This is a genomic window from Streptomyces sp. NPDC034670, assembly GCF_055574875.1.
In genome coordinates, this window is sequence record NZ_JBVITR010000057.1 from 1 (window position 1) to 20,668 (window position 20,668).

The following is a 20,668-nucleotide window of genomic DNA, read 5'->3' on the forward strand; positions in this document are numbered from 1 at the left end:
CTCCTCCCCACGCACCCCGGGCGAGGCCCTTTCTGTGCTGCTCTCCCCCCCCCCCCCCCCCCCCCCCCCCCCCCCCCCCGCCCCCGGGGGGTGCGGCCGGTACGGCGGTTACCGCGGGGTCATCCGCTCCACCACGTCCGGGTGCTCCTCCAGCCAGGCGGCGACGGCCTCCTCCTCGTTCCCCTGGCCGCGGTCCTTGATCTCGCGCTCCAGGGTGCCGAGCTCGTCCTCGGTCATCCTGAAGTTCTTGATCCACTCCGTGAGCCGCGGGTACTGCTCGGGGAACTTCTTGCTCGCGATGGTGTGGATGGTGTTGTTCTCGCCCCAGGCGCGCTTCGGGTCCTCGAGCTTGGTCAGCTCGTACTCGCTGTACGACCAGTGCGGCGACCAGAGGGTGACCGCGATGGGCTCCTTCTTGGCGTACGCCCGCTTGAGCTCGGCCAGCATCGCCGGTGAGGAGCCGTCGACGACCTCGTACTCCTCGTCCAGGCCGTAGGCCGGCAGGACCTTGTTCTTGAGGAGGTCCATCTGGCCGGTCCCCGGTTCGATGCCGACGATCCGCCCGTCGAACAGGTCGGCCTTGCCCTTGAGGTCCGCCAGGGACTTGACGTCCTTGACGTAGGAGGGGACGGAGATCTCCAGCGAGACCGGTTCGTACCACGTGCCGAGGTCGGTGAGCTTGTCCTTGTTCGGCTCGTAGAAGTTCTTCTGCGAGTGCGGGAGCCAGGCGTCGAAGTTGAGGTCGATGTCCCCGGAGGCGAGGCCGGTGTAGACCGGGCCGACCTCCATCTGCTTGAGGTTCAGCTTGTAGCCGCGCCGTTCCAGGACGTTCTTCCACAGGTAGGTGATGGCGACGTCCTCCTCCCAGGGGAACCACGCCACGTCCAGGGGCCGCTTCGCCTCGGCGGGGGTGTCGCCGGAGCCGGAGCCGACCGGGGCCAGCTTGTCGACGACGCCCGGGTTGTCCCCCAGCCAGGCGCGGACGGCGTCCTGCTGCCGGCCCTTGCCGGCCTTGTTGATCTCGGCCTCCAGACCGGTGAGTTCCTCCTCGGTCATCGAGAAGTCCTTCAGCCACTGGCCGACGACCGGGTTCTCACCGGCGAAGCCCTTGCGGGCCACCAGGTGCACGGCGTCGCCCTCGCCCCAGGAGCCCTTGGGGTCCTTCAGCTTCTTCAGGTCGTAGTCGCTGTACGCCCAGTGCGGCGACCAGAGCGTGACGACGACCGGTTCCTTCTTGCTGTAGGCGCGCTTGAGCTCGGCCAGCATCGCCGGGGTGGAGCTGTCGACGACCTCGTACTCCTCGTCCAGGCCGTAGTCCCCGAGGACCTTGCTCTTCAGCAGGCCCATCATGCCGGCGCTGGACTCGATGCCGGTGATCTTCCCGCCGAAGACGGAGGCCTTGCCCTTCAGGTCCTCCAGCGAGTCGATGTCCTCCATGTACGCCGGGACGGTCAGTTCCAGCGTCGTCTCCTCGTACCAGGTGCCGAGGTCCTCGAGCTGATCGCCGTACTTCTTCCAGTACTCCGCGTGCGTGGTGGGCAGCCAGGCGTCGGTCTGGAAGTCGACTTCGCCCTGGGCGAGCGCGGTGTAGAGCGGCCCGGCGTCCAGCTGCTTGGCCTCGACCTCGAAACCGCGCTGCTCGAGGATCTCCTTCCACAGGAAGGTGGAGGCGACGCCCTCGTCCCAGGGGATGTAGCCGATGCTGATCTTCTTGCCGTCGCCGACGTTCTTGTCGTCCGCGGTGGTGCCGCCGGAGCCGCCGGAGCCGCCGCCGAACAGGCTCATGCCGCCGGCGACCAGGGCCAGGACGACGATGCCGATCACGGCGACCTGCGGATGGGGCCGGTAGGACCAGATCTTCAGCCCCTGCCCGGCGCGCGCCTTGGCTGCGGCGCGCCGGCCGAGCGGGGAGACGTGGGTGCCCAGGGCGCTGGTCATACGGTCCAGGTAGATCGCCAGGATGACGATGGCGAGGCCGGACTCGGCGCCCAGGCCGATGTTCAGCTGGCCGATGGCCTCGATGACGGCGCCGCCGAGCCCGCCGGTGCCGACCATGCCGGCGATCGCCGCCATGGACAGGCCGAGCATGATGACCTGGTTGACGCCCGCCATCACCGTGGGCAGCGCCAGCGGGAGCTGGACGCGCAGCAGGGTGTTGCGGGGCGTGGTGCCGAACGCCTCGGCGGCCTCGACCAGTTCCTTGTCGACCTGGCGGATGCCCAGCTCGGTCATGCGCACGCCCGGGGCGAGCGCGAAGATCAGGGTGGCGACGATGCCCGGGGCGGGGCCGGTCCCGAAGAACAGGATCGCCGGGATGAGGTAGATCATCGCCGGCAGTGTCTGCATGAAGTCGAGGATCGGCCGGACGAAGGCGCTGACCCGGTCGGAGCGGGCCGCCCAGATGCCCACCGGCACCGATATCACCAGGGCGATCACCGTGGCGACGATGACCAGTGCCAGCGTCACCATCGAGTCCTCCCACAACTCCATGGAGTCGAGGAAGGCGAAGCCCACGAAGGTGAGGAGACCGGCGAAGGTGCCGCGCAGCCAGAAGGCGATCACCGCGAAGATGCCGCAGAGGATCAGCGGCTCGGGCGCCTGGAGGACGGCGTTGACACCGTCGTAGGCGCCGGTGAAGACGGCCTTGAAGAAGTCGAACAGCCAGGTGACGTGGTCGAGCAGCCAGTCGACGGTGTTGTTGACCCAGTCGCCGAGCGGAATCCTAGGCACGGGCCATCACCTTCTCGCCGCCCTTGTCCCGCGGGCAGTCGCAGACACCGGTGTCGGCCTCCTCGTCGCCGAGGAAGCCGACGAGGCGCCGCCGGGGCACGACCCCGACGAGCGCGCGGTCGCCGTCGAGGACCGCCACGGGGTGCGGCACGCGGGCGCTGATCGCGCACAGGTCGGTGAACGGCGTCTCGGGCGTCGCGGTCTCGCAGCCGCAGTCGGCCTCGTCGCCGCGGACCTCGCGCTCCATCACCGCGCCGGCGGTCAGCACGCGGGAGCGGTCGACGTCCTGGGTGAAGGAGGCGACGTAGTCGTTGGCGGGGCGGATCAGGATGTCCTGCGCGGTGCCGATCTGCACGATGCGGCCGTCGCGCATCACCGCGATGCGGTCGCCCAGGCGCATGGCCTCGTTGAGGTCGTGGGTGATGAAGACGATCGTCTTCTTCAGCTTCTTCTGCAGTTCGATCAGCTGGTCCTGCATGTCGCGGCGGATCAGCGGGTCGAGCGCGCTGAAGGACTCGTCCATCAGCAGCAGGTCGGCGTCGGTGGCGAGCGCGCGGGCCAGGCCGACCCGCTGCTGCATGCCGCCGGACAGCTCGTCGGGCCACGACTTCTCCCAGCCGGCCAGGCCGCACAGGGCGAGCGCCTCGTCGGCGCGGCGTTCGCGCTCGGCGCGGGGCACGCCCTGCACTTCCAGGCCGTAGGCGGCGTTGTCGCGGACGCTGCGGTGCGGGAAGAGCGCGAAGTGCTGGAAAACCATGCTGATCTTCCGGGAGCGGACCTCGCGCAGCTGCCGGGCGGACAGCGCGGTCAGGTCCTGCCCGCCGAAGCGCACCTGGCCGGCGGTCGGCTCCAGCAGGCCGTTCAGCATGCGCAGCAGGGTGGACTTGCCGGATCCGGACAGGCCCATGACGACGAAGATCTCGCCCGGTTCCACGGTGAACGAGGCGTCGATGACGGCCGCCGTGGTGCCTCCGGAGCGCAGTCCCTCCCGGTCGGTCTCTTTGTTGCGCAGTCGTGCGACCGCCTGGTCCGGTCGTCTGCCGAACACCTTGTACAGATGCTCGGCCTCAAGCCTGGATGACACGCGTACCTCTTGCTCTCGACGGCAATGGAAGGAGCGATGCGCGGCGGACGGCTCACGCGGTCCTGAACAGTTGAATCTGTAACCGGCATCGCTCCGGCCCGCGCCTCCCCGGTTTTGCACAGGGCAAACGTGTTCGTGGCCCGCCTCACAGGGCCGCCGCAGGACGCAACCCGTTGCGCGGCGCGCGCCGGCCCGGACGCCCGCCGGGCGCTGTCGGCGGTGTGCGGCATGATGCGGGGCGTGACCGGACGACTGATGCTCCTCGACACCGCCTCCCTGTACTTCCGCGCCTACTTCGGCGTCCCGGAGTCCGTCAGGGCCCCGGACGGCACGCCGGTGAACGCCGTGCGCGGGCTGCTCGACTTCATCGACCGCCTGGTGCGGGACCACCGGCCGGACCACCTGGTGGCCTGCATGGACGCCGACTGGCGTCCGCAGTGGCGGGTGGAGCTGCTCCCCTCCTACAAGGCGCACCGCGTCGCCCGGGAGCAGGAGGGGGGCCCGGACGAGGAGGAGGTGCCCGACGCGCTCGCGCCGCAGGTTCCGGTGATCGAGGCCGTCCTCGACGCGGTGGGCGTCGCGCGGGTGGGGGTCGCGCGGTACGAGGCGGACGACGTGATCGGCACGTTCACCGCCCGGGCGGAGGGACCGGTCGACATCGTCACCGGCGACCGCGACCTGTACCAGCTGGTGGACGACGCGCGCGGGGTGCGGGTGCTGTATCCGCTGAAGGGCGTCGGCACGCTCCAGGTCACCGACGAGGCCGTGCTGCGCGAGAAGTATGGGGTGGACGGCCGGGGGTACGCGGACCTGGCGCTGCTGCGCGGCGACCCGAGCGACGGTCTGCCGGGCGTGCCGGGCATCGGGGAGAAGACGGCCGCCAAGCTGCTGGCCGGGTTCGGCGACCTGGCCGGGATCCTGGCGGCCGTGGACGACCCGGGGGCGAAGCTCACGCCGTCGCAGCGCAAGCGCCTGGACGAGGCCCGGCCGTACCTCGCGGTCGCTCCCCGGGTCGTCCGGGTCGCGGACGACGTCCCGCTGCCGGACGTCGACACGGCGCTGCCGCGTGCGCCGCGCGACCCGGCCGCGGTGGAGTCCCTGGCGGCCCGCTGGGGCCTGGGGGGCTCGCTGCGGCGTCTGCTGGCGACCCTCACCGGGTGAGCCGCGGACGCCCTCCGGCCGCGGGCGGGCCGGGCGGGCGGCCCGCCGGCCGGGCGTCGACCGCGGACGAGGTGCTAGGTTAGGTAAACCTAACCACCACAGCTGGGAGGCCCGCATGGCAGAGCGACCGGCACGCGCTTCGCGCACGCCGCACACCGCCGAGGTCGTCCGCACCGAGCGGCTGACCCCGCACATGCACCGGGTGGTGCTCGGTGGCGAGGGACTCGCCGGCCTCGCCGCGGACACCTGCACGGACCACTACGTCAAGCTGCTGTTCGCGCCCCCCGGGGTGACGTATCCGGAACCCTTCGACCTGCAGCGCGTCCGGGAGGAGCTGCCGCGCGAGCAGTGGCCGGTGACCCGGACGTACACCGTGCGCCGGTGGGACGCCGAGCAGCGCGAGATGACCCTGGACTTCGTGATCCACGGCGACGAGGGCCTGGCCGGCCCCTGGGCGGTCGCCGCCCGGCCGGGCGAGGTCGTGCGGTTCCTGGGGCCGGGCGGTGCCTACGCCCCGGACCCGGCCGCCGACTGGCACCTGTTCGCCGGTGACGAGAGCGCGCTGCCCGCGATCGCCCGCTCCCTGGAGGCGCTGCCGCAGGGCTCCAGGGCGTACGCCTTCGTGGAGGTCGCCGGCCCCGAGGAGGAGCAGAAGATCGACTCCGACGTGGAGGTCCGCTGGCTGCACCGCGGTGACCGCCGCGTCGGCGAGGCGCTGGTGGAGGCCGTGCGGAGCCTGGACTTCCCCGAGGGCCGGGTGCAGGCCTTCGTGCACGGCGAGGCCCACTTCGTGAAGGAGCTGCGCCGTCTGCTGCGGGTCGAGCACGGTGTCCCGCGCGAGGACCTGTCGGTCTCCGGTTACTGGCGGCTCGGCCATAACGAGGACGGCTGGCAGGCCTCCAAGCCGGAGTGGAACGCGCGTGTCGAGGCGGAGCAGGAGAGGCAGGAGAAGGCGGGAGCCTCCTCCTGACCTCCCTGCGCCCGGGCCGCGCCCACGGCGCCGCCCGGGTGAACCGGGGCGCTCCCGCCGGCCCGGTCGGCGTGGCGGGCCTGCGCCGGGAGCCTCACTGCCCGATGATCCGGCCACGTGGCACATACCTTCGAAGAACTTGTGGCCAAGCAGCGCGCCGCGAACGAGGCGCACGCCCGGGTGCGGCAGCTGCGGGAGACCTACGACCCGTCCACCCCCCGGTCCGAGTGGAGCGGACAGCAGGCCGCCACCTGGGAGACCGCCCGGCGGGCCTGGCGCGATCTGGCCCGGGAGGTCCGGATCGCGGTGAGCGAATACGCGCGCGCCGAGGGCCTGCCGCGCCACGAGGTCGACGCCCGGGTGCAGCGGGCGGTACGGCTCGAGGAGCAGGGCGGGACGGACGCGCCGGACGCGTAGGGCCGCCGCGGCGCGGCCCCGCCGGGCGCCCCCGTCCCGCGGTGCCCGCCGTGCGTCCCCTCCGGGGGACGGCGGCCGCCGCGGGACGCGCTCCCCCGCCGGGTCCCGGCCGCCGGGGCCGTCCCGTCCGGCGCCCCGCTCGCGGCCCGTACCCTTGCTCGCTGTGAGACGCAGACGCCCGGCCCCGCCCCCTCCCCTGCCGCAGCGCCACGGGGTGGACCCGGTGCGGGTGCGGCTGCCCGCCGGGGGGCCGTGGGCCACGGTGCGGGAGCACCTGGTGCAGCGGCTCTCGGCCGGTCCGGGCGTCGTCGACGGGATGTTCGCCGCGGGGCTGGTCGTCGGGGCGGACGGCCGGGCCGTGCCGGCGGACGCGCCGTACGCACCCGGTATGTTCCTGTGGTTCCACCGGGAGCTGCCCGACGAGGTGCCGGTGCCCTTCCCGCTGGAGGTCGTCCACCGGGACGAGCACGTCGTCGTCGCCGACAAGCCCCACTTCCTGGCCACCACCCCGCGCGGCAGCCACGTCGTCCAGACCGCGCTCGCCCGGCTGCGCCGCGAGCTCGGCGTGCCGGAGCTCGCCGCCGCGCACCGCCTGGACCGGCTCACCGCGGGACTGGTGCTGTTCACGGTGCGCCCCGAGGAGCGCGGCGCGTACCAGACGCTGTTCCGCGACCGGCGGGTGCGCAAGGAGTACGAGGCCGTGGCCCCCCACGACCCCGGCCTCGACCTGCCGCGGACCGTGCGCAGCCGGATCGTGAAGGAGCGCGGGGTGCTCACCGCCCGGGAGGTCGCGGGCGAGCCGAACGCGCTGACCCGCGTCGAGCTCGCCGAGCACCGGGCGGACGGCCTGGGCCGGTACCGGCTGGTGCCTTGCACCGGGCAGACCCACCAGCTGCGGGTGCACATGAGCGCCCTGGGCGTGCCGATCCTCGGCGACCCGCTGTATCCCGAGGTGACCGGTCCCGTCCCGGCCGGTGACTTCCGGCGTCCGCTGCAACTGCTGGCGCGGGTGCTGGAGTTCACCGATCCGGTGACGGGCGTGGAGCACCGGTTCACCAGCCGCCGAACGCTCGCGGCGTGGTCCTCGTACGAGGACTGGGCCGCCGGTCAGTAGCCGCGCCACCAGCGCAGGAGGCGCTGCCACGCGCCCCGCGGCGGGACCGGTTCCGCCGCCGGGCGCGGCGGTGGCACCGGTTCGGGTTCCGGAGCCGGCGCGGACCGCGGGCCGGGACCGGCCTGCTGCCCGGGCGGTGCCGCCGGCGCGGAGGGCACGGGCTGCGGCCGGGGGGCGCCGATGTGCCAGTCCCGCTGCACCGGCGGCTCGTTCTGGTGGCTCGGCCGCTGCGTCACGTCCTGCTGCGGCCTCGGGGTGAACCGGACGGGCAGCGCCACCAGGTGACGTGAGGCGATGGACTCGGTGTAGACCAACTCGTCCTCGTCGACGTCGAGTTCGACGTCGGGCAGGCGCATGAGCAGGGCGTCGACGCCGACTTCGGCGATGGCCCGGCCGATGTCCTGGCCGGGACACTCGTGCGGACCGCCGCCGAAGGCGAGGTGGGAGCGGTTGCCCTGCATGTCGGCGGTGGGGTCCGGGCGCACTCTCGGGTCGACGTTGGCCGGGGCGGGCGCGAACAGCAGTCCGTCGCCCTTGCGGATGCGCCGGCCGCCGAGTTCCGTGTCCTGCTTGGCGAAGTAGCCGAGGGTGGTGCTGAACGGCGGCTCGTCCCAGAGCAGTTGTTCCACCGCCTCCGGCACCGTCATCTGGCCGCCGTTGAGCTGGGCGCGGAAACGCGGGTCGATCAGCACCTGGCGCAGCACGTTGGCGAGGAGATTGGCGGTGGTCTCGTAGGCGGCGATGAGCACCAGCCTGAGGTGTTCCCTGACCTCCTCGTCGGTCAGGCCGGCCGGGTGGGTGACGAGGTGGCTGGCGAAGTCGTTCACCGGCTCGGCCCGGCGGCGGGCGGTGAGGCGGCCCAGGACCTCCACGACGTACGCGTTGCTGGCGTTGGCGGTCTCGGTGCCCCTGATCATGTCGCGGGCGGCCTCGACGATCCGGTCGTCGTACTCGTCGGGCATGCCGAAGATCTGGCACATCACGGCCATCGGCAGGTGTTCGGCGTACTGTCCGACGAGGTCGGCCTCGCCCTTCTCGCAGAACCGGTTGACGACGCGCTGGGTGCTGCGGTTGATGTGCCGGCGCAGGGTGCGGAAGTCGATGGTCGCCACGGCCGCGTCGATGGCGCCGCGCAGCCGCTTGTGCTCCTCGCCCTCGGCGTGGGCGCAGATCGGCTGCCAGGCGAGGTGGGGCATGAGCGGGTGGTCGGGCCTGACCAGGCCCTCCCTGAACGGGGACCAGGTGCGGGTGTCCCGGGTGTACTGCGCGGGGGTGCGCACCATGTGCAGGTTCTCGGCGTGGCCGAGGACCACCCACACCGGCAGGTCGTCGTGGAGCAGCGCGGGCGCCACCGGGCCGTACTCGGCCCGGAGTTCCTCGTACAGCTTCCTCAGGTCGTCCGCCTCGTGCAGCCGGCGCAGCCCTCCGGGGCCCGAGCCGTGCGCGGGGCAGCCGGGGGGCGGGCCGGGCCGGGGGACGTCCGTCCCGGTCGGGGGGTGTCCGGTCGGGGAGTGGGGTTCAGGCGTCACAGTGGTCGCTCCGAAGGCGAAGGCTGGGGGTTGTGGGCGGGCGGACCCGGGGTTCAGGTGAGCGGGCCCGTCATGGCGAGGGAGTGCAGGAACCGCATCAGGGTCATCAGGACGTCACGGCTGGAGGCCCGGCGCCGCACGTCGCACTCCATGATGGGAACGTCCCCGGGCAGGTCGAGGGCGGCGCGCAGGTCGGCGATCGGGTAGCGCGGCGCGTCCGGGAAGGAGTTGACCGCGACGACGAACGGGACGCCGCGTTCCTCCAGCCGCCCCATGACGTCGAAGCTGACCTCGAGGCGGCGGGTGTCGACCAGCACCACCGCGCCGAGCGCCCCCTCGAACAGCCCGTTCCACAGGAACCAGAAGCGCTCCTGGCCCGGGGTGCCGAAGAGGTACAGCACCAGCTGGTCGGTGATCTTGATCCGGCCGAAGTCCATGGCCACCGTGGTGGCCGTCTTGGTCGGGGAACCGAAGTCGTCGTCGACCCCGATGCCGGCCTGCGTCATGGTCTCCTCGGTCGTCAGCGGTTTGATCTCGCTGACCGAGCCGACCATGGTCGTCTTGCCGACCCCGAATCCGCCCACGACCACGATCTTCGCCGCGGCCTGCGCCGTGTGCGGCAGCCGGTCCTCGGTCCGTGGGCCCGGGAGGGTGTCAGAGCCTTTGAAGTCCATGCATCACCGCTTCGAGAAGGGAACGGTCGGGGAGCGCCTGACGGGCGACCGGGGCGCGCGCCTGCACCAGTTCCGCCGCCAGCATCTCGGTGATCAGCACGGTCACCACGCTGAACGGCAGGCTGAGATAGGCCGACACTTCGGCCACGGACAGGGGGGCGACGCAGAGCCGGAGCAGCGCCGCCTGCTCGGGTGTGGCGGAGTGCGGGGGGTCCGGGGAGCGCGCCACGATCAGCGTCACGAGGTCGATGTCCGCGCGTGCGCCGTCCGCGCCGGCGACGACGTACAGCCGCTCCGGGTTGCCGCCCCCTCCTTCCTTCGCCCGCCCGGCCAGCCGGGGAGGGGGCTCGCCCTGGGGGATGCGCCTGTGGCGTCGCGGAGGAGTCATACGGTCTGCCCGTTCCGTCGGGGCGCGGTGGTGAGGTGGGCGCCGATCCGGACGACGAGGTCGCGCATCATGCCGCCCATCCGGCCCGGTTCGCAGGTCATGTCGGAGAGCACCGCGAGGTAGGCGTTGGCCCCGGCCGCCATCAGGTAGAAGTAGCCCCCGTTGATCTCGATGAGCACCATCTTCATCTCGCCGTCGCTGCCCGGGAGCTCCTGGGCGACGGCCCCGGCGAGGCTCTGCACCCCCGCGCAGGCCGCGGCGACCCGGTCCGCGGCGTCCGGATCACCGCCGTGGCGGGCGATGCGCAGGCCGTCGGCGGAGAGCACCACGATCATCTCGACGCCGGGTACGCCGTCGGCGAGCTCCTTGAGCATCCAGTCGAAGTTCGCTCGTTGCTGGATCACTTGAGGTCCCCCTCGTCGTCATCGGCCTCGGTGCGGGCCGGTTCGTTGATGAGATGCAGGTAGGCGGTCGGGTTCCGGGTGAAGTCGGTGGGGTGGACGCCCGGTTCGAGGTCCTTCTTCAGCCCCTCCCAGAAGGCGTCGACCCACAGACCGGGCTCGCGCTCGTCCTTCCGCTCGGGCTTCCCGGGCTCGGACACGGCCCTCACCCAGGGGTCCTGGTACGTCTCGCCCCGCTCCTCGGCCTCCCGCCGGGCCCGTTCGGCGGCCGCCTGCTCGGCGTACCGCTGGCTCAGCGGGGTCTTCACCCGGCTGCGGCGTTGCGGCAGGCCGCCCGCGGTCCACTCGGTGACCTCGGGGACGTCGTCCTCCATGGAGACCGTGGCCGGGATGCGGGGGCTGGTGGGGCGGCGCTTCTTGGGGGCGCGCTCCGGCCCCGGCAGGGCGTCGACCTGGTGCGGCACGGCGGTCGCCCCGATGCCGTGGGCGAGGCCGACGCCGGGCTCCTCGGTCAGCATGTCGCTCGGCACGACGAGGACGGCGCGGACCCCGCCGTAGGCGGAGGCGCGCAGCGAGACCTTCATGTCGAACGCGGCGCAGAGCCGGCCGACGACGGCGAGGCCGAGGCGCGGGCTCTCACCGAGTCCCTGGAGGTCGACGCCCTTCTGGGCGCGCTCGAGGATGCCCTCGATCCGGGCCCGGGCCTGCTCGTCGAGGCTGATCCCGGCGTCCTCGATCTCGATGGCGACGCCGGTCTGCACCTCCGTGGCGGTGACGTGCACCTTGCTGGTCGGCGGCGAGTAGCGCGTGGCGTTGTCGAGGAGTTCGGCGGCGGCGTGGATGACCGGTTCGACGGAGATGCCCTTGACGTTGACCTTGGCGATCGACTTCAGCTCGATGCGGCGGTACTCGAGGATGCGGGACATCGCGCCGCGCAGGACGCTGTAGAGCGCGACCGGCTGGGGCCACTGGCGCCCGGGGCGGCCGCCGCCGAGCACGGAGATGGAGTCGGCGAGACGGCCGATCAGCGCGGTGCCGTGGTCGATGCGCAGCAGGTCGTCGAAGACCTCGGGGTTGCGGCCGTGGTCCTCCTCCATCTCGCGGAGTTCCTTGGCCTGCTGGTGGACGATCGCCTGGACGCGGCGGGCGATGCTGACGAAGGAGCGCTGGGAGGAGTCCCGCAGGTTCTCCTCCTCGTCGATGATCCGCAGCGTCGTGCCCAGCAGCTCGATCTGGTACCGCGGCAGGTCGCTCCAGGCGGGGTCGAGCCGGGGCAGGTGGCGGAGCACCTCGTCGGGGTCGTGCCCGCGGTGCAGGTGGTCCAGGGCCGCGGGGAAGACCTGCTTCGTGAAGTAGTGCGTCTCCGTGTCGTGGGCGGCGATCCGCGCCTCCAGGTACGCACGGTGACGCTCGTGCTCGGCCCGCGCGTCGCACAGGGCACGGCCGCGGCGCGCCGCCTCGGCCGCGGCGGCGGTCACCAGCAGGGTGGCGACGGCACCGCACACGCCGACGGCGGTCCGGGCGGGCTCCGTCACCAGGGCGACGGCGGCCCCGGCTGCCGCGGCCATCACTATGGCGGGCAGCAACAGCACGCGTGCATAAGGAAGTTCGCGGCGACCGGGCGGGGATTGAACACTCACCATGTAGGCCTCTGAGACGAATCGGCTGGTGGTCGGAGAACGTGCGGGGGCATGTCGGGAAGCTGTGGGGCATTCCGCACCATGGGGAACAAGCGCACGAATCCATCCCAACTGGGTGCGCTGCGGGCGAGCTTAGTCCGACCGGATCATCGCCATGTCATATTCAGCAAGTGCCGGAAACGGCCCCTGGGAGCGGGGTACGCTCGGGTCCATTTGCACACCGGGAAACCGTTCGAACACGGAGGGTGACTCCGGAAGGGTGTGCGAAGGTCACTCACCGTCACGGGTGACGAGGGCCCCGCGGCGGCGCCGAGCGGCCCGGACGGCGTCCTGAGCGGCGCCGGCGCGTACCGGTCCTGATCCTGCCCGCGGAGGCGGCCGGCGATGCCTCCGAAGGGGGGCACGGGACGCGGCAGCCCGGCGCGCACGGGGCGCACCGGGCTTGCGACGGCGTAACCGGGCCCTGGGGCGCGGACGGAGCGCCCGGCCGGGTCAGCCCACGGACGAGTAGGCCACCACGCCGCGCAGCAGCCCGTCCACCGCCCTGCGGGCGTTCCTCGCGACCGTCGAGCCCTCGACGGCCGGTGCCGCGGCCGAGATCTGGCCGAGCACGTCGATGACCTGCTTGCACCAGCGCACGAAGTCGCCGGCCGGCATCTCCGCCTCGCGCAGCACCTCGTCCAGGCCCTTGCCGGACGCCCACATGTAGGCGGCCCAGGCGAAGCCGAGGTCGGGCTCGCGCTGGCCCACGCCCTCGGTCTGGCTGATCCGGAACTCCTCCTCCAGGGCGTCCAGCCGGCCCCAGATGCGGACCATCTCGCCGAGCGCCGCCTTCGCCTTGCCCGAGGGCAGCTTGGGCGCCATCGCGTCGTCGCCGACCCGGGCCTCGTACACCAGCGCCGAGACGCAGGCGGCGAGCTCGGCGGGGGCCAGCCCCTCCCAGACGCCCTCGCGCAGGCATTCGCTGGCCAGCAGGTCGAGTTCGCCGTACAGCCGGGCGAGCCGCTTGCCGTGCTCGGTGACCTCGTCGCCGCGCAGGTAGTCCATCTCGGTCAGCAGCGCGACGATGCGGTCGAAGGTGCGGGCGATGGTGTTCGTCCGGCCCTCGATGCGCCGCTCCAGCTGCGAGGTGTCGCGCAGCAGCCGGTGGTAGCGCTCCGCCCAGCGGGCGTGGTCCTCCCGGTCGTCGCAGCCGTGGCACGGGTGCGCCCTGAGCGCCTTGCGCAGTCGCGCGATCTCCCGGTCGTCGGCCGCCTGGGAGCGCCTCGCGCGGTGCCGCTCCGGGGTGATGTGCCCGGCCTTGGTGCGCAGCGCGGAGGCCAGGTCCCGGCGGGACTGCGGGGAGCGCGGGTTGAAGGACTTCGGGATCCGCATCCGCTCCAGCGCCTCGACCGGCACCGGGAAGTCGATCGCCGCCAGCCGCTTGACCTGCCGCTCGGCGGTCAGCACCAGCGGGCGCGGGCCGTCGTGGTGGTCGAAGCCGCGGTGGCCGTTGGAACGGCCCGCCGGCAGCCCCGGGTCGAGGACCAGCGCCAGTCCCGCGTACTTGCCGGTGGGCACGTGGATGACGTCACCGGGCTTGAGCTTCTCCAGCGCGACGGCCGCCTCCGCGCGCCGCTGCGCCGCGCCCTGGCGGGCCAGCTCGGTCTCCCGGTCCTTCAGCTCGCGGCGCAGCCGCGCGTACTCCTCGAAGTCGCCGAGGTGGCAGGTCATGGAGGCCTTGTAGCCCTCCAGCCCCTCCTCGTTGCGCTGCACCTGGCGCGAGATGCCGACGACCGACTTGTCCGCCTGGAACTGCGCGAACGACGTCTCCAGCAGCTCGCGCGAACGGTGCCGGCCGAACTGCTCGACCAGGTTGACGGCCATGTTGTACGACGGCTTGAAGCTGGAGCGCAGCGGGTACGTGCGCGTGCCGGCCAGTCCCGCGAGGTGCTCGGGGTTCATGCCGCGCTGCCACAGCACCACCGCGTGGCCCTCGACGTCGATGCCGCGCCGTCCGGCCCGGCCGGTCAGCTGGGTGTACTCGCCGGGGGTGATGTCGGCGTGCTGCTCGCCGTTCCACTTGACGAGCTTCTCCAGCACCACCGAGCGGGCGGGCATGTTGATGCCGAGGGCGAGGGTCTCGGTCGCGAACACGGCCTTGACCAGCCCGCGCACGAACAGCTCCTCGACGACCTCCTTGAACGTCGGCAGCATGCCCGCGTGGTGGGCGGCGATGCCGCGCTCCAGGCCCTCCAGCCACTCGTAGTAGCCCAGGACGTGCAGGTCCTCGGCCGGGATGGAGGCGGTGCGCTCCTCCACGAGCGCGCGGACCCGGGCCCGCGCCTCCTCGTCGTTGAGCCTGAGGCCCGCGTACAGGCACTGCTGGACGGCGGCCTCGCAGGCGGCGCGGCTGAAGATGAAGGTGATGGCGGGCAGCAGGCCCTCGGCGTCGAGCCGCTCGATGACCTCGGGCCGGCTCGGCGTCCACACCCGTGAGCGCTGCCGGCGCTCCCGCTCCCGGTCGGCCTCGCGCGCGTTGCCCCGCCCGCGCCGCCGGTCGCCCCACGGCGGGCGGCTCGCCTCCAGGCGCGCCATGCGGGTGAGGTCGGGGTTGACGGCCTTCTTCCGGCCCTCGCCCTCCTCGAACAGGTCGTAGATCCGGCGCCCGGCGAGCACGTGCTGGAACAGCGGCACGGGCCGGTGCTCGGAGACGATCACCTCGGTGTCGCCGCGGACGGTGTCGAGCCAGTCGCCGAACTCCTCGGCGTTCGACACGGTCGCCGACAGGGAGACCAGGGTCACCGACTCGGGGAGGTGGATGATCACTTCCTCCCAGACGGCGCCGCGGAAGCGGTCGGAGAGGTAGTGCACCTCGTCCATCACCACGTAGCCGAGGCCGAGCAGCGTCTGCGAGCCCGCGTAGAGCATGTTCCGCAGCACCTCGGTGGTCATCACGACCACCGGGGCGTCGGAGTTGACGCTGTTGTCGCCGGTGAGCAGGCCCACCTTGCCGGTGCCGTAGCGGCGGCACAGGTCGGCGTACTTCTGGTTCGACAGCGCCTTGATCGGTGTCGTGTAGAAGCACTTCTTGCCCTGCTGGAGGGCGAGGTGGACGGCGAACTCGCCCACGATCGTCTTGCCGGAGCCGGTGGGCGCGGCGACCAGCACGCCCTTCCCCGCCTCGAGCGCCCGGCAGGCCTCGATCTGGAAGGGGTCGAGGCCGAAGTCGTACATCTCGCGGAAGGAGGCGAGCGCGGTGGCCTGCTCGGCAGCGCGCCTGCGTGCTGCCGCGTACCGCTCGGCCGGTGAGAGGTCCTCTGTCATCGTGCTTTCGAGCGTACCGGTCCGTACCGACAACAGGACGATCATTATCCGGAACGGTCGCCGTGAGCTCCGGGATCCGTCCAGCTCAGGGGCCCACGGTCCAGCTCAGGGGCCCACGACCCGCACCGCGGCGCGCACGCACCGCGCGGTCAGCGGCAGCGGCCCGACCGGTTCGCCGTCCGCGTACCCGGTGACCCCCTCGGCGGCCAGTTCCACGCTCGCCGCCCGCAGCACGGTGATCGCCGGGTGGTCGACGTGCGTCCCCCGGTACACCCTCGGGAACACCCGCAGCAGCGTGGCCCGGCTGCACCCGCCCACCACCGTGATGTCGAACAGCCCGTCGGTGGGGTCCGCTCCGGGGCATATCCGCATGCCGCCGCCGTACGACGGCCCGTTCCCGACGGCCACCAGCGTGGCCTCGACCTCGCGGGCCTCGCCCCCGTCGAGGGCGATCCGGTACCGGGAAGGCCGGAAGGCGGCCAGCTCGGCGACCATCGCGAGGTCGTACGTGAAGCGTCCGAGGGGCAGCCGCATCCGGTTGCCGCGGTCGTTGACCCGGGAGTCGAACCCGGCGGCGAGCACGGCGCCGAACCAGCGGTCGCCGACCCGGCCGAGATCGATGTCGCGGACCCGGCCGCACTTGAGGGCGTCGGCGATCATCCGGCCGGCCGCGGCCGGTTCCCGCAGCGGCAGTCCGAGGGCGCGGGCGAAGTCGTTGCCGGTGCCGACGGCGATCAGGCCGAGCGGGGTACCGGTGCCGACGACGGCCTGCAGCGCCAGGTTCACCATGCCGTCGCCGCCCACGGCGACCAGCGCGCCGGTGCCCCCGGCGACGGCGGCACGGGCACGAGCCAGGGCGTCCCCGGCGTCCGTGCCGAGCACCGTCCGCACCGAGAATCCGGCGGCCCGCAACGCGGAGGCGGCCGGCCGCGCCGCCCGGGCGCCCCGGCCGCGGCCCGCGGTGGGGTTGACGAAGAGGGTGATCTCGCTGGTCACGGGAGTGACCCTACGAGCTGCGGCCCGTTCCTCAGGTCACGTCGTCATAACCGTTGACCCGGTCCCTGGCCGGCTGCTCGGGCACGGCGGCCACGGGCTCCGCCGGTTCGACGGCCTCGGGGGTGAGGTCCAGCTCGGAGGCCTCGTCGTCGGCAGGTCCGGCGGACTCCTTGCGGGCGCGTCGTTTGTCGTTGAGCAGCGAGAACGCCACAGCGGCGAAGTAGAGGACGATGATGGGGCCGGAGAGCGCGATCATCCCCACGGGGTCGGTCGTGGGCGTCGCGACCGCGCCGAAGACGAAGACGCCCATGACGACGCCCCGCCACCAGCCGCTCATGCGACGGCCGGAGACGATACCGACCATGTTCAGCATGACGAGCAGGAGGGGGAGCTCGAAGGCCAGGCCGAAGATCAGCACCATCCTGATGGTGAAGTCGAGGACCTCGTCGAGCGACAGGATGTTGGCCGATCCCCCGGGCGTGAGGCTGAGGAGCACCTTCACGCTGATCGGCAGGATGACGTACGCCAGGTAGGCGCCGCCCGCGAACAGCGGGACCGCGACCGAGACGAAGACGTAGGTGTACTTCTTCTCGTGCTTGTGCAGTCCGGGCGCCACGAACGCCCAGAGCTGGTAGAGCCACACCGGGCTGGAGACGACGAGGCCGGCCATGAGGCTCACCTTGATCGTCGTGGTGAACGGCGACGTCAGGGTGTTGAACGACACGATGGCGCAGTTGCCGCCGTCGCTGTTCGCCAGGTCCTCGCACTTCGGCACCGGCTCCGCGAGGAACTGCATGAGCTCCTCGCTGTAGAACGCGGCCGCGATCATCACCACGACGATCACGGCGACGGACTTGGCGAGCCGATTGCGCAGCTCACGCAGGTGTTCCACGAGGGGCATCCGCCCCTCGGGATCCTTCTCCTGCTTGCGGGCAGACTTGAGCAACCCACGTTCCCATCTCGTGCGGCGGGCCGGGCGTCACCGGCCCTGCGTCAGCGCTTGGTCGTGTCCGTCGGCTCCGTGACCGGGCGGGAGCTGGTCACGTCACCGGGGGCGGCCTGGATGGTGCGCTGCGCCGGGGACTGCTCGCCCGGGGCCGGCGGATCGGCCGGGGCGGAGGACTTGTTCTCCTCCTTCATCGCCTTCGCCTCGCTCTTGAGGATGCGGGCCGACTTGCCGAGCGACCGCGCCATGTCCGGGAGCTTCTTCGCGCCGAACAGCAGAATGATGACGACGAGGATCAGAATGATCTCGGTAGGTCCGAGCCGTCCCATAAGTCTTTACCTTCTCACCGAGGCGGGTGGGTGGGGGGCTGCCCGGCCGCCGGACAGGTGCCCGAACGACGGTGCTGGCAGCGATCGTAACGCTCGGGGGTGAACCTCCGGCAATCCCCGGGCGTACTCCCGTCCGCGATCCGGGCCTCGTTCTCCGGGCCGCGATCAGCAGCGTACCTGCCGGTGCCGTCAACTCGACAGGGTCCAGCGGCGGAGCCGGATCGGGAGGGCCGTCAGAGCGCTTCGGCGGAACGGGCCGCGCCGGCCGCCGCGCGTTCCAGGTCCTCCGCGGCCCGGTTGATGCGGTGCGCGGCGTCCGTGACCTGCCTGCCGAGCCGCTGCGCCTCGACGAAGACCCGGACGGCGAACACCCCGAGCACCACGAGACCCAGGAAACCCACGGCAACCGCGAACATCGGCCAGAACATGGGAGCGAGCCTAGACCGTCCCGGCGGTCGGCGGACGCCCGGCCACCCCTCCGGCGCCCCGGGCGGGGCTGGGCCGGGACGTGTCTCGAAAGTCCCGCCTGCCCTTCGGGCCGACGACGCTGCTTTCGAAACACGCCCTACGCGGTCGAGTGCAGCCGCAGTGTGCGCACCCCGCCGCCGGTGAGCAGCTCGACGATCCGCTCCCCGGCCGGCTTGCGGACGGCCGCCCCGCACCCGGGACAGGTGAAGGAGTAGAAGGTGGTGCGGCTGCTGGCGCCGATGGCCAGGCGCAGCGCGCTCGCGGCGAGCTCGAAGCGCCCCCGGCAGTCCGGGCAGCCCGCGCGGAAGACGACCGGGGCCACGCTCCTCATCCCCGCGAACGCGGACTCCACCGTCACGCCCCGCACGCCGGACACCGTCGACTCGCTCAAAGCACTCGCTCCCGCCTGTCGTCCCGTCCGTCCCGCACCGCGCCCCGCGCGCCGTGTTCCGGGTGACCCGCTCATCCGGCCGCCTCGACCCCGTCGTACGCCGCCAGCGCCTCGCGGGCCGCCCGCCGGGCGCTGTCGGCGAGTTCGCGCGGCTCCACGATCCGTCCGTCCCGCCCGAGCCTCAGCGCCAGTCGCCTGAGCGAGGCCGGGTCGGGGGTGCGCAGGGTGATGCGCAGCCCGCCGTCGGGAAGCTCGTCCGCGCTGTCGTGCGGGTAGTACTCGGCGACCCAGCGTCCGCCCGGGCCGACCTCGACCACCACTTCCGGGTCCTCGGCCGCGGGCTGCACCAGCCCTTCCGACAGGTCCCGCAGCTCGACCTCGGGCGGCGCGGAGGGCTCGTCCAGGATCCTGATCTCGGCGACCCGGTCGAGCCGGAAGGTGCGGCGCGCCTCGGAGCGGCGGCACCAGGCCTCGACGTAGGTGTGGCCGACGCTGACCAGCCGGATGGGGTCGATCTCCCGTTCGGTGACCTCGTCGCGCGCGGGCGAGTAGTAGCGGATCCACAGGCGGCGGCGCTCGGCGATGGCCCGGTCGACGTCGGCGAAGACGCCGCCCTCCGACTCGAAGGTCACCGAGAGCCGGGAGCTGGCGCCGGCCGCCTCGCCGGCCGCGGCCTCCACCTTGGCGGTGGCCCGCAGCAGTGCCTGCCGGTCGCTCTCGCGCAGTCCGGGCAGGGTGGCCACGGCGCGGGCGGCGACCAGCAGGGCGGTCGCCTCGTCGGCGGCGAGCCGCAGCGGCTCGGCCGCCTCCGCGCCGAGCGCGGCGGGGTTGTGCCACCAGATGCGTTCGCCGTCGGTGTCGATGTCCAGCAGGTCGCCGCCGCGGAAGCTGGTGCCGCACATGGGCAGCACGTCGAGGTCGGAGACCAGTTCGTCCTCGGTGATGCCGAAGGCGCGCGCCACGTCCTCGATGCGGGCGCCGGGGCGCTCCCGCAGGTACGTCACCAGGGAGAGCATCCGCCGGGTCTGGTCGATGGCGTTCACGGGCCTGACCGGTTTGCCTGCCACGTTCTCGTCCGCTCCCCCTCAGCCCTTGGCCACGGCGCGCAGCCGGTCCACGACGTCGGCCCGCAGCTCGGCGGGCTCCAGGACCACCACGTCCGGACCGAACTCCACCAGCCAGGCATCCAGGCCGTGCCCGTACGGAATCTCCAACTCGTCCCACCCGTCGCCGAGTTCCCGCACCGCGGTGGCCCTCGCCCGAAGGGGGTAACCGGCGTCCGAGCGCAGCCGGATCCGCGCCGAGCGGTCGGCGGTCTCCCCCGCCCAGCTCGCCACGGTCTCGCGCACGGTGACGACGTCGGGCACCGGCGCGGTGTACCGGCCGCCGCGCGAGCGCACCTTGCCGGTGATCCGGGAGAGCCGGAAGACCCGCTCGGCCCCCCGGTCCCGGTCCCAGCCGGCCAGGTACCAGTGGCCGCGCCAGCACTCCAGCGCCCACGGTTCGACGTGCCGCTGCTCGGGCTGGGCGGCGGTCGCCTTGCGGTAGGCGAAGACGACCGGGCGGCGGTCGCGGCAGGCCAGCATCAGCGGCTCGAACGCGGCCTCGTGCACGGGGATGCGCGGCTCGAGCGCGCCGTGCGGCCCGTACGGGTCGACGTCCTCGGGCAGTCCGGCCGCACGCAGCTTCTGCAGGGCGCCGCTGGCCGCGCCCGCGAGCCGGGCCTGCTGCCACACCTTGGCGGCCAGCCCCAGCGCGGCGGCCTCCTCGGCGTCGAGGGTGATGGGCGGCAGCCGGTTGCTGTCGCGGCGGGCCAGGTAGCCGATCTCGCCGTCGAGGTTCTCGACGGTCTCGATGACCAGTCCGAGTTCGCGCAGGTCGTCCTTGTCGCGCTCGAACATCCGGTTGAAGGAGTCGTCGGACCCCGCTTCCAGATAGGCCTCGATGGACTGGCGCAGCTCGCGCTTGGTGAGCGGCCGCCGCGTCCCGAGCAGACACAGCGCCAGATTCATCAGCCGCTCGGCCTTGGCAATGGCCATCGACGCCCTTCGCCTCCCTGTGGTGCTTACGACGGACGACCGTACCGCTCCGCGGTGTCCTGACAAAAGCCGAGGACCCATGCCC

Annotated in this window: 18 protein-coding genes and 1 pseudogene; 4 read left to right on the forward strand and 15 right to left on the reverse strand. The window is 72.6% G+C overall.

Annotated elements, in window-relative coordinates; translation table 11 throughout:
* Positions 1–108: 108 nt before the first annotated feature.
* Entirely contained in the window at positions 109–2,730 is a 2,622-nt protein-coding gene (locus ACZ56B_RS28135; protein WP_468796400.1) for an ABC transporter permease/substrate binding protein, read from the reverse strand.
* Complete coding sequence (locus ACZ56B_RS28140; RefSeq protein ID WP_468796402.1) at positions 2,723–3,814, reverse strand: quaternary amine ABC transporter ATP-binding protein; 1,092 nt, start codon at positions 3,812–3,814, stop codon at positions 2,723–2,725. The genes ACZ56B_RS28135 and ACZ56B_RS28140 overlap by 8 nt, the downstream gene beginning before the upstream one ends.
* 231 nt (positions 3,815–4,045) lie before the next feature.
* On the opposite strand from ACZ56B_RS28140, the gene ACZ56B_RS28145 reads away from it, so the two are divergent.
* From ACZ56B_RS28145 to ACZ56B_RS28160, 4 genes are all read left to right on the forward strand, one after another.
* Positions 4,046–4,975 carry a 5'-3' exonuclease gene (locus ACZ56B_RS28145; RefSeq protein ID WP_468796465.1) on the forward strand — a complete coding sequence of 310 codons (930 nt, stop codon included), beginning with the start codon at positions 4,046–4,048 and terminating at the stop codon, positions 4,973–4,975.
* 115 nt (positions 4,976–5,090) lie between these two features.
* The gene (locus tag ACZ56B_RS28150; protein ID WP_468796404.1) at positions 5,091–5,945 is read left to right on the forward strand and encodes a siderophore-interacting protein; all 855 of its coding nucleotides are present in this window, start codon (positions 5,091–5,093) and stop codon (positions 5,943–5,945) included.
* A 117-nt stretch (positions 5,946–6,062) separates the two neighbouring features.
* Positions 6,063–6,362 carry a hypothetical protein gene (locus ACZ56B_RS28155; protein WP_468796406.1) on the forward strand — a complete coding sequence of 100 codons (300 nt, stop codon included), beginning with the start codon at positions 6,063–6,065 and terminating at the stop codon, positions 6,360–6,362.
* A gap of 163 nt (positions 6,363–6,525) precedes the next feature.
* A complete protein-coding gene (locus ACZ56B_RS28160; RefSeq protein WP_468796408.1) occupies positions 6,526–7,476 on the forward strand; it encodes an RluA family pseudouridine synthase in 951 nt (316 codons plus the stop codon).
* Here the strand turns inward: ACZ56B_RS28160 and ACZ56B_RS28165 are convergent.
* The 13 genes and pseudogenes from ACZ56B_RS28165 to ACZ56B_RS28225 all read right to left on the reverse strand — a co-directional run bounded on the left by ACZ56B_RS28165 (position 7,470) and on the right by ACZ56B_RS28225 (position 20,583).
* Positions 7,470–9,005, reverse strand: a complete 1,536-nt coding sequence (locus ACZ56B_RS28165; protein WP_468796410.1) for a cytochrome P450 — start codon at positions 9,003–9,005, stop codon at positions 7,470–7,472. The genes ACZ56B_RS28160 and ACZ56B_RS28165 overlap by 7 nt on opposite strands.
* Before the next feature lie 53 nt (positions 9,006–9,058).
* Positions 9,059–9,679 carry a GTP-binding protein gene (locus ACZ56B_RS28170; RefSeq protein ID WP_468796412.1) on the reverse strand — a complete coding sequence of 207 codons (621 nt, stop codon included), beginning with the start codon at positions 9,677–9,679 and terminating at the stop codon, positions 9,059–9,061.
* Positions 9,660–10,067, reverse strand: a complete 408-nt coding sequence (locus tag ACZ56B_RS28175; protein ID WP_468796414.1) for a DUF742 domain-containing protein — start codon at positions 10,065–10,067, stop codon at positions 9,660–9,662. The genes ACZ56B_RS28170 and ACZ56B_RS28175 overlap by 20 nt, the downstream gene beginning before the upstream one ends.
* Positions 10,064–10,471: a roadblock/LC7 domain-containing protein gene (locus ACZ56B_RS28180; RefSeq protein WP_468796416.1), complete on the reverse strand. Its 408-nt coding sequence runs from the start codon at positions 10,469–10,471 to the stop codon at positions 10,064–10,066. Before ACZ56B_RS28180 ends, ACZ56B_RS28175 begins: the two co-directional genes overlap by 4 nt.
* Entirely contained in the window at positions 10,468–12,111 is a 1,644-nt protein-coding gene (locus tag ACZ56B_RS28185; RefSeq protein ID WP_468796418.1) for a sensor histidine kinase, read from the reverse strand. Before ACZ56B_RS28185 ends, ACZ56B_RS28180 begins: the two co-directional genes overlap by 4 nt.
* 489 nt (positions 12,112–12,600) lie before the next feature.
* A complete protein-coding gene (locus ACZ56B_RS28190; RefSeq protein WP_468796420.1) occupies positions 12,601–15,459 on the reverse strand; it encodes a DEAD/DEAH box helicase in 2,859 nt (952 codons plus the stop codon).
* A 60-nt stretch (positions 15,460–15,519) separates the two neighbouring features.
* Complete coding sequence (locus ACZ56B_RS28195) at positions 15,520–16,410, reverse strand: diacylglycerol kinase (RefSeq protein ID WP_468796422.1); 891 nt, start codon at positions 16,408–16,410, stop codon at positions 15,520–15,522.
* 31 nt (positions 16,411–16,441) lie between these two features.
* Positions 16,442–17,311 (reverse strand): twin-arginine translocase subunit TatC, encoded by an 870-nt coding sequence (gene tatC, locus ACZ56B_RS28200; RefSeq protein ID WP_468796467.1) that lies wholly within the window; start codon positions 17,309–17,311, stop codon positions 16,442–16,444.
* Positions 17,312–17,403: 92 nt separating this feature from the next.
* A complete protein-coding gene (gene tatA, locus ACZ56B_RS28205) occupies positions 17,404–17,685 on the reverse strand; it encodes a Sec-independent protein translocase subunit TatA (protein WP_468796424.1) in 282 nt (93 codons plus the stop codon).
* A gap of 233 nt (positions 17,686–17,918) precedes the next feature.
* Complete coding sequence (locus ACZ56B_RS28210; protein WP_004990316.1) at positions 17,919–18,113, reverse strand: hypothetical protein; 195 nt, start codon at positions 18,111–18,113, stop codon at positions 17,919–17,921.
* Positions 18,114–18,250: 137 nt separating this feature from the next.
* The gene (locus tag ACZ56B_RS28215; RefSeq protein ID WP_468796426.1) at positions 18,251–18,544 is read right to left on the reverse strand and encodes a hypothetical protein; all 294 of its coding nucleotides are present in this window, start codon (positions 18,542–18,544) and stop codon (positions 18,251–18,253) included.
* A 74-nt stretch (positions 18,545–18,618) separates the two neighbouring features.
* A pseudogene (locus ACZ56B_RS28220) lies at positions 18,619–19,611 on the reverse strand (helix-turn-helix transcriptional regulator); the annotation flags it as partial.
* 18 nt (positions 19,612–19,629) lie between these two features.
* Entirely contained in the window at positions 19,630–20,583 is a 954-nt protein-coding gene (locus ACZ56B_RS28225; protein ID WP_468796428.1) for a helix-turn-helix transcriptional regulator, read from the reverse strand.
* Positions 20,584–20,668: the final 85 nt, after the last annotated feature.

Excerpts from the sequence above, each read along its gene's own strand:
- ACZ56B_RS28150 (WP_468796404.1), top strand. The coding sequence starts at position 5,091 with ATGGCAGAGCGACCGGCACGCGCTTCGCGCACGCCGCACACCGCCGAG.
- ACZ56B_RS28175 (WP_468796414.1), bottom strand. The coding sequence starts at position 10,067 with ATGACTCCTCCGCGACGCCACAGGCGCATCCCCCAGGGCGAGCCCCCT.
- ACZ56B_RS28210 (WP_004990316.1), bottom strand. The coding sequence starts at position 18,113 with ATGTTCTGGCCGATGTTCGCGGTTGCCGTGGGTTTCCTGGGTCTCGTG.
- ACZ56B_RS28225 (WP_468796428.1), bottom strand. The coding sequence starts at position 20,583 with ATGGCCATTGCCAAGGCCGAGCGGCTGATGAATCTGGCGCTGTGTCTG.
- tatA (WP_468796424.1), bottom strand. The coding sequence starts at position 17,685 with ATGGGACGGCTCGGACCTACCGAGATCATTCTGATCCTCGTCGTCATC.
- ACZ56B_RS28185 (WP_468796418.1), bottom strand. The coding sequence starts at position 12,111 with ATGGTGAGTGTTCAATCCCCGCCCGGTCGCCGCGAACTTCCTTATGCA.
- tatC (WP_468796467.1), bottom strand. The coding sequence starts at position 17,311 with ATGCCCCTCGTGGAACACCTGCGTGAGCTGCGCAATCGGCTCGCCAAG.
- ACZ56B_RS28190 (WP_468796420.1), bottom strand. The coding sequence starts at position 15,459 with ATGATCGTCCTGTTGTCGGTACGGACCGGTACGCTCGAAAGCACGATG.
- ACZ56B_RS28145 (WP_468796465.1), top strand. The coding sequence starts at position 4,046 with ATGCGGGGCGTGACCGGACGACTGATGCTCCTCGACACCGCCTCCCTG.
- ACZ56B_RS28170 (WP_468796412.1), bottom strand. The coding sequence starts at position 9,679 with ATGGACTTCAAAGGCTCTGACACCCTCCCGGGCCCACGGACCGAGGAC.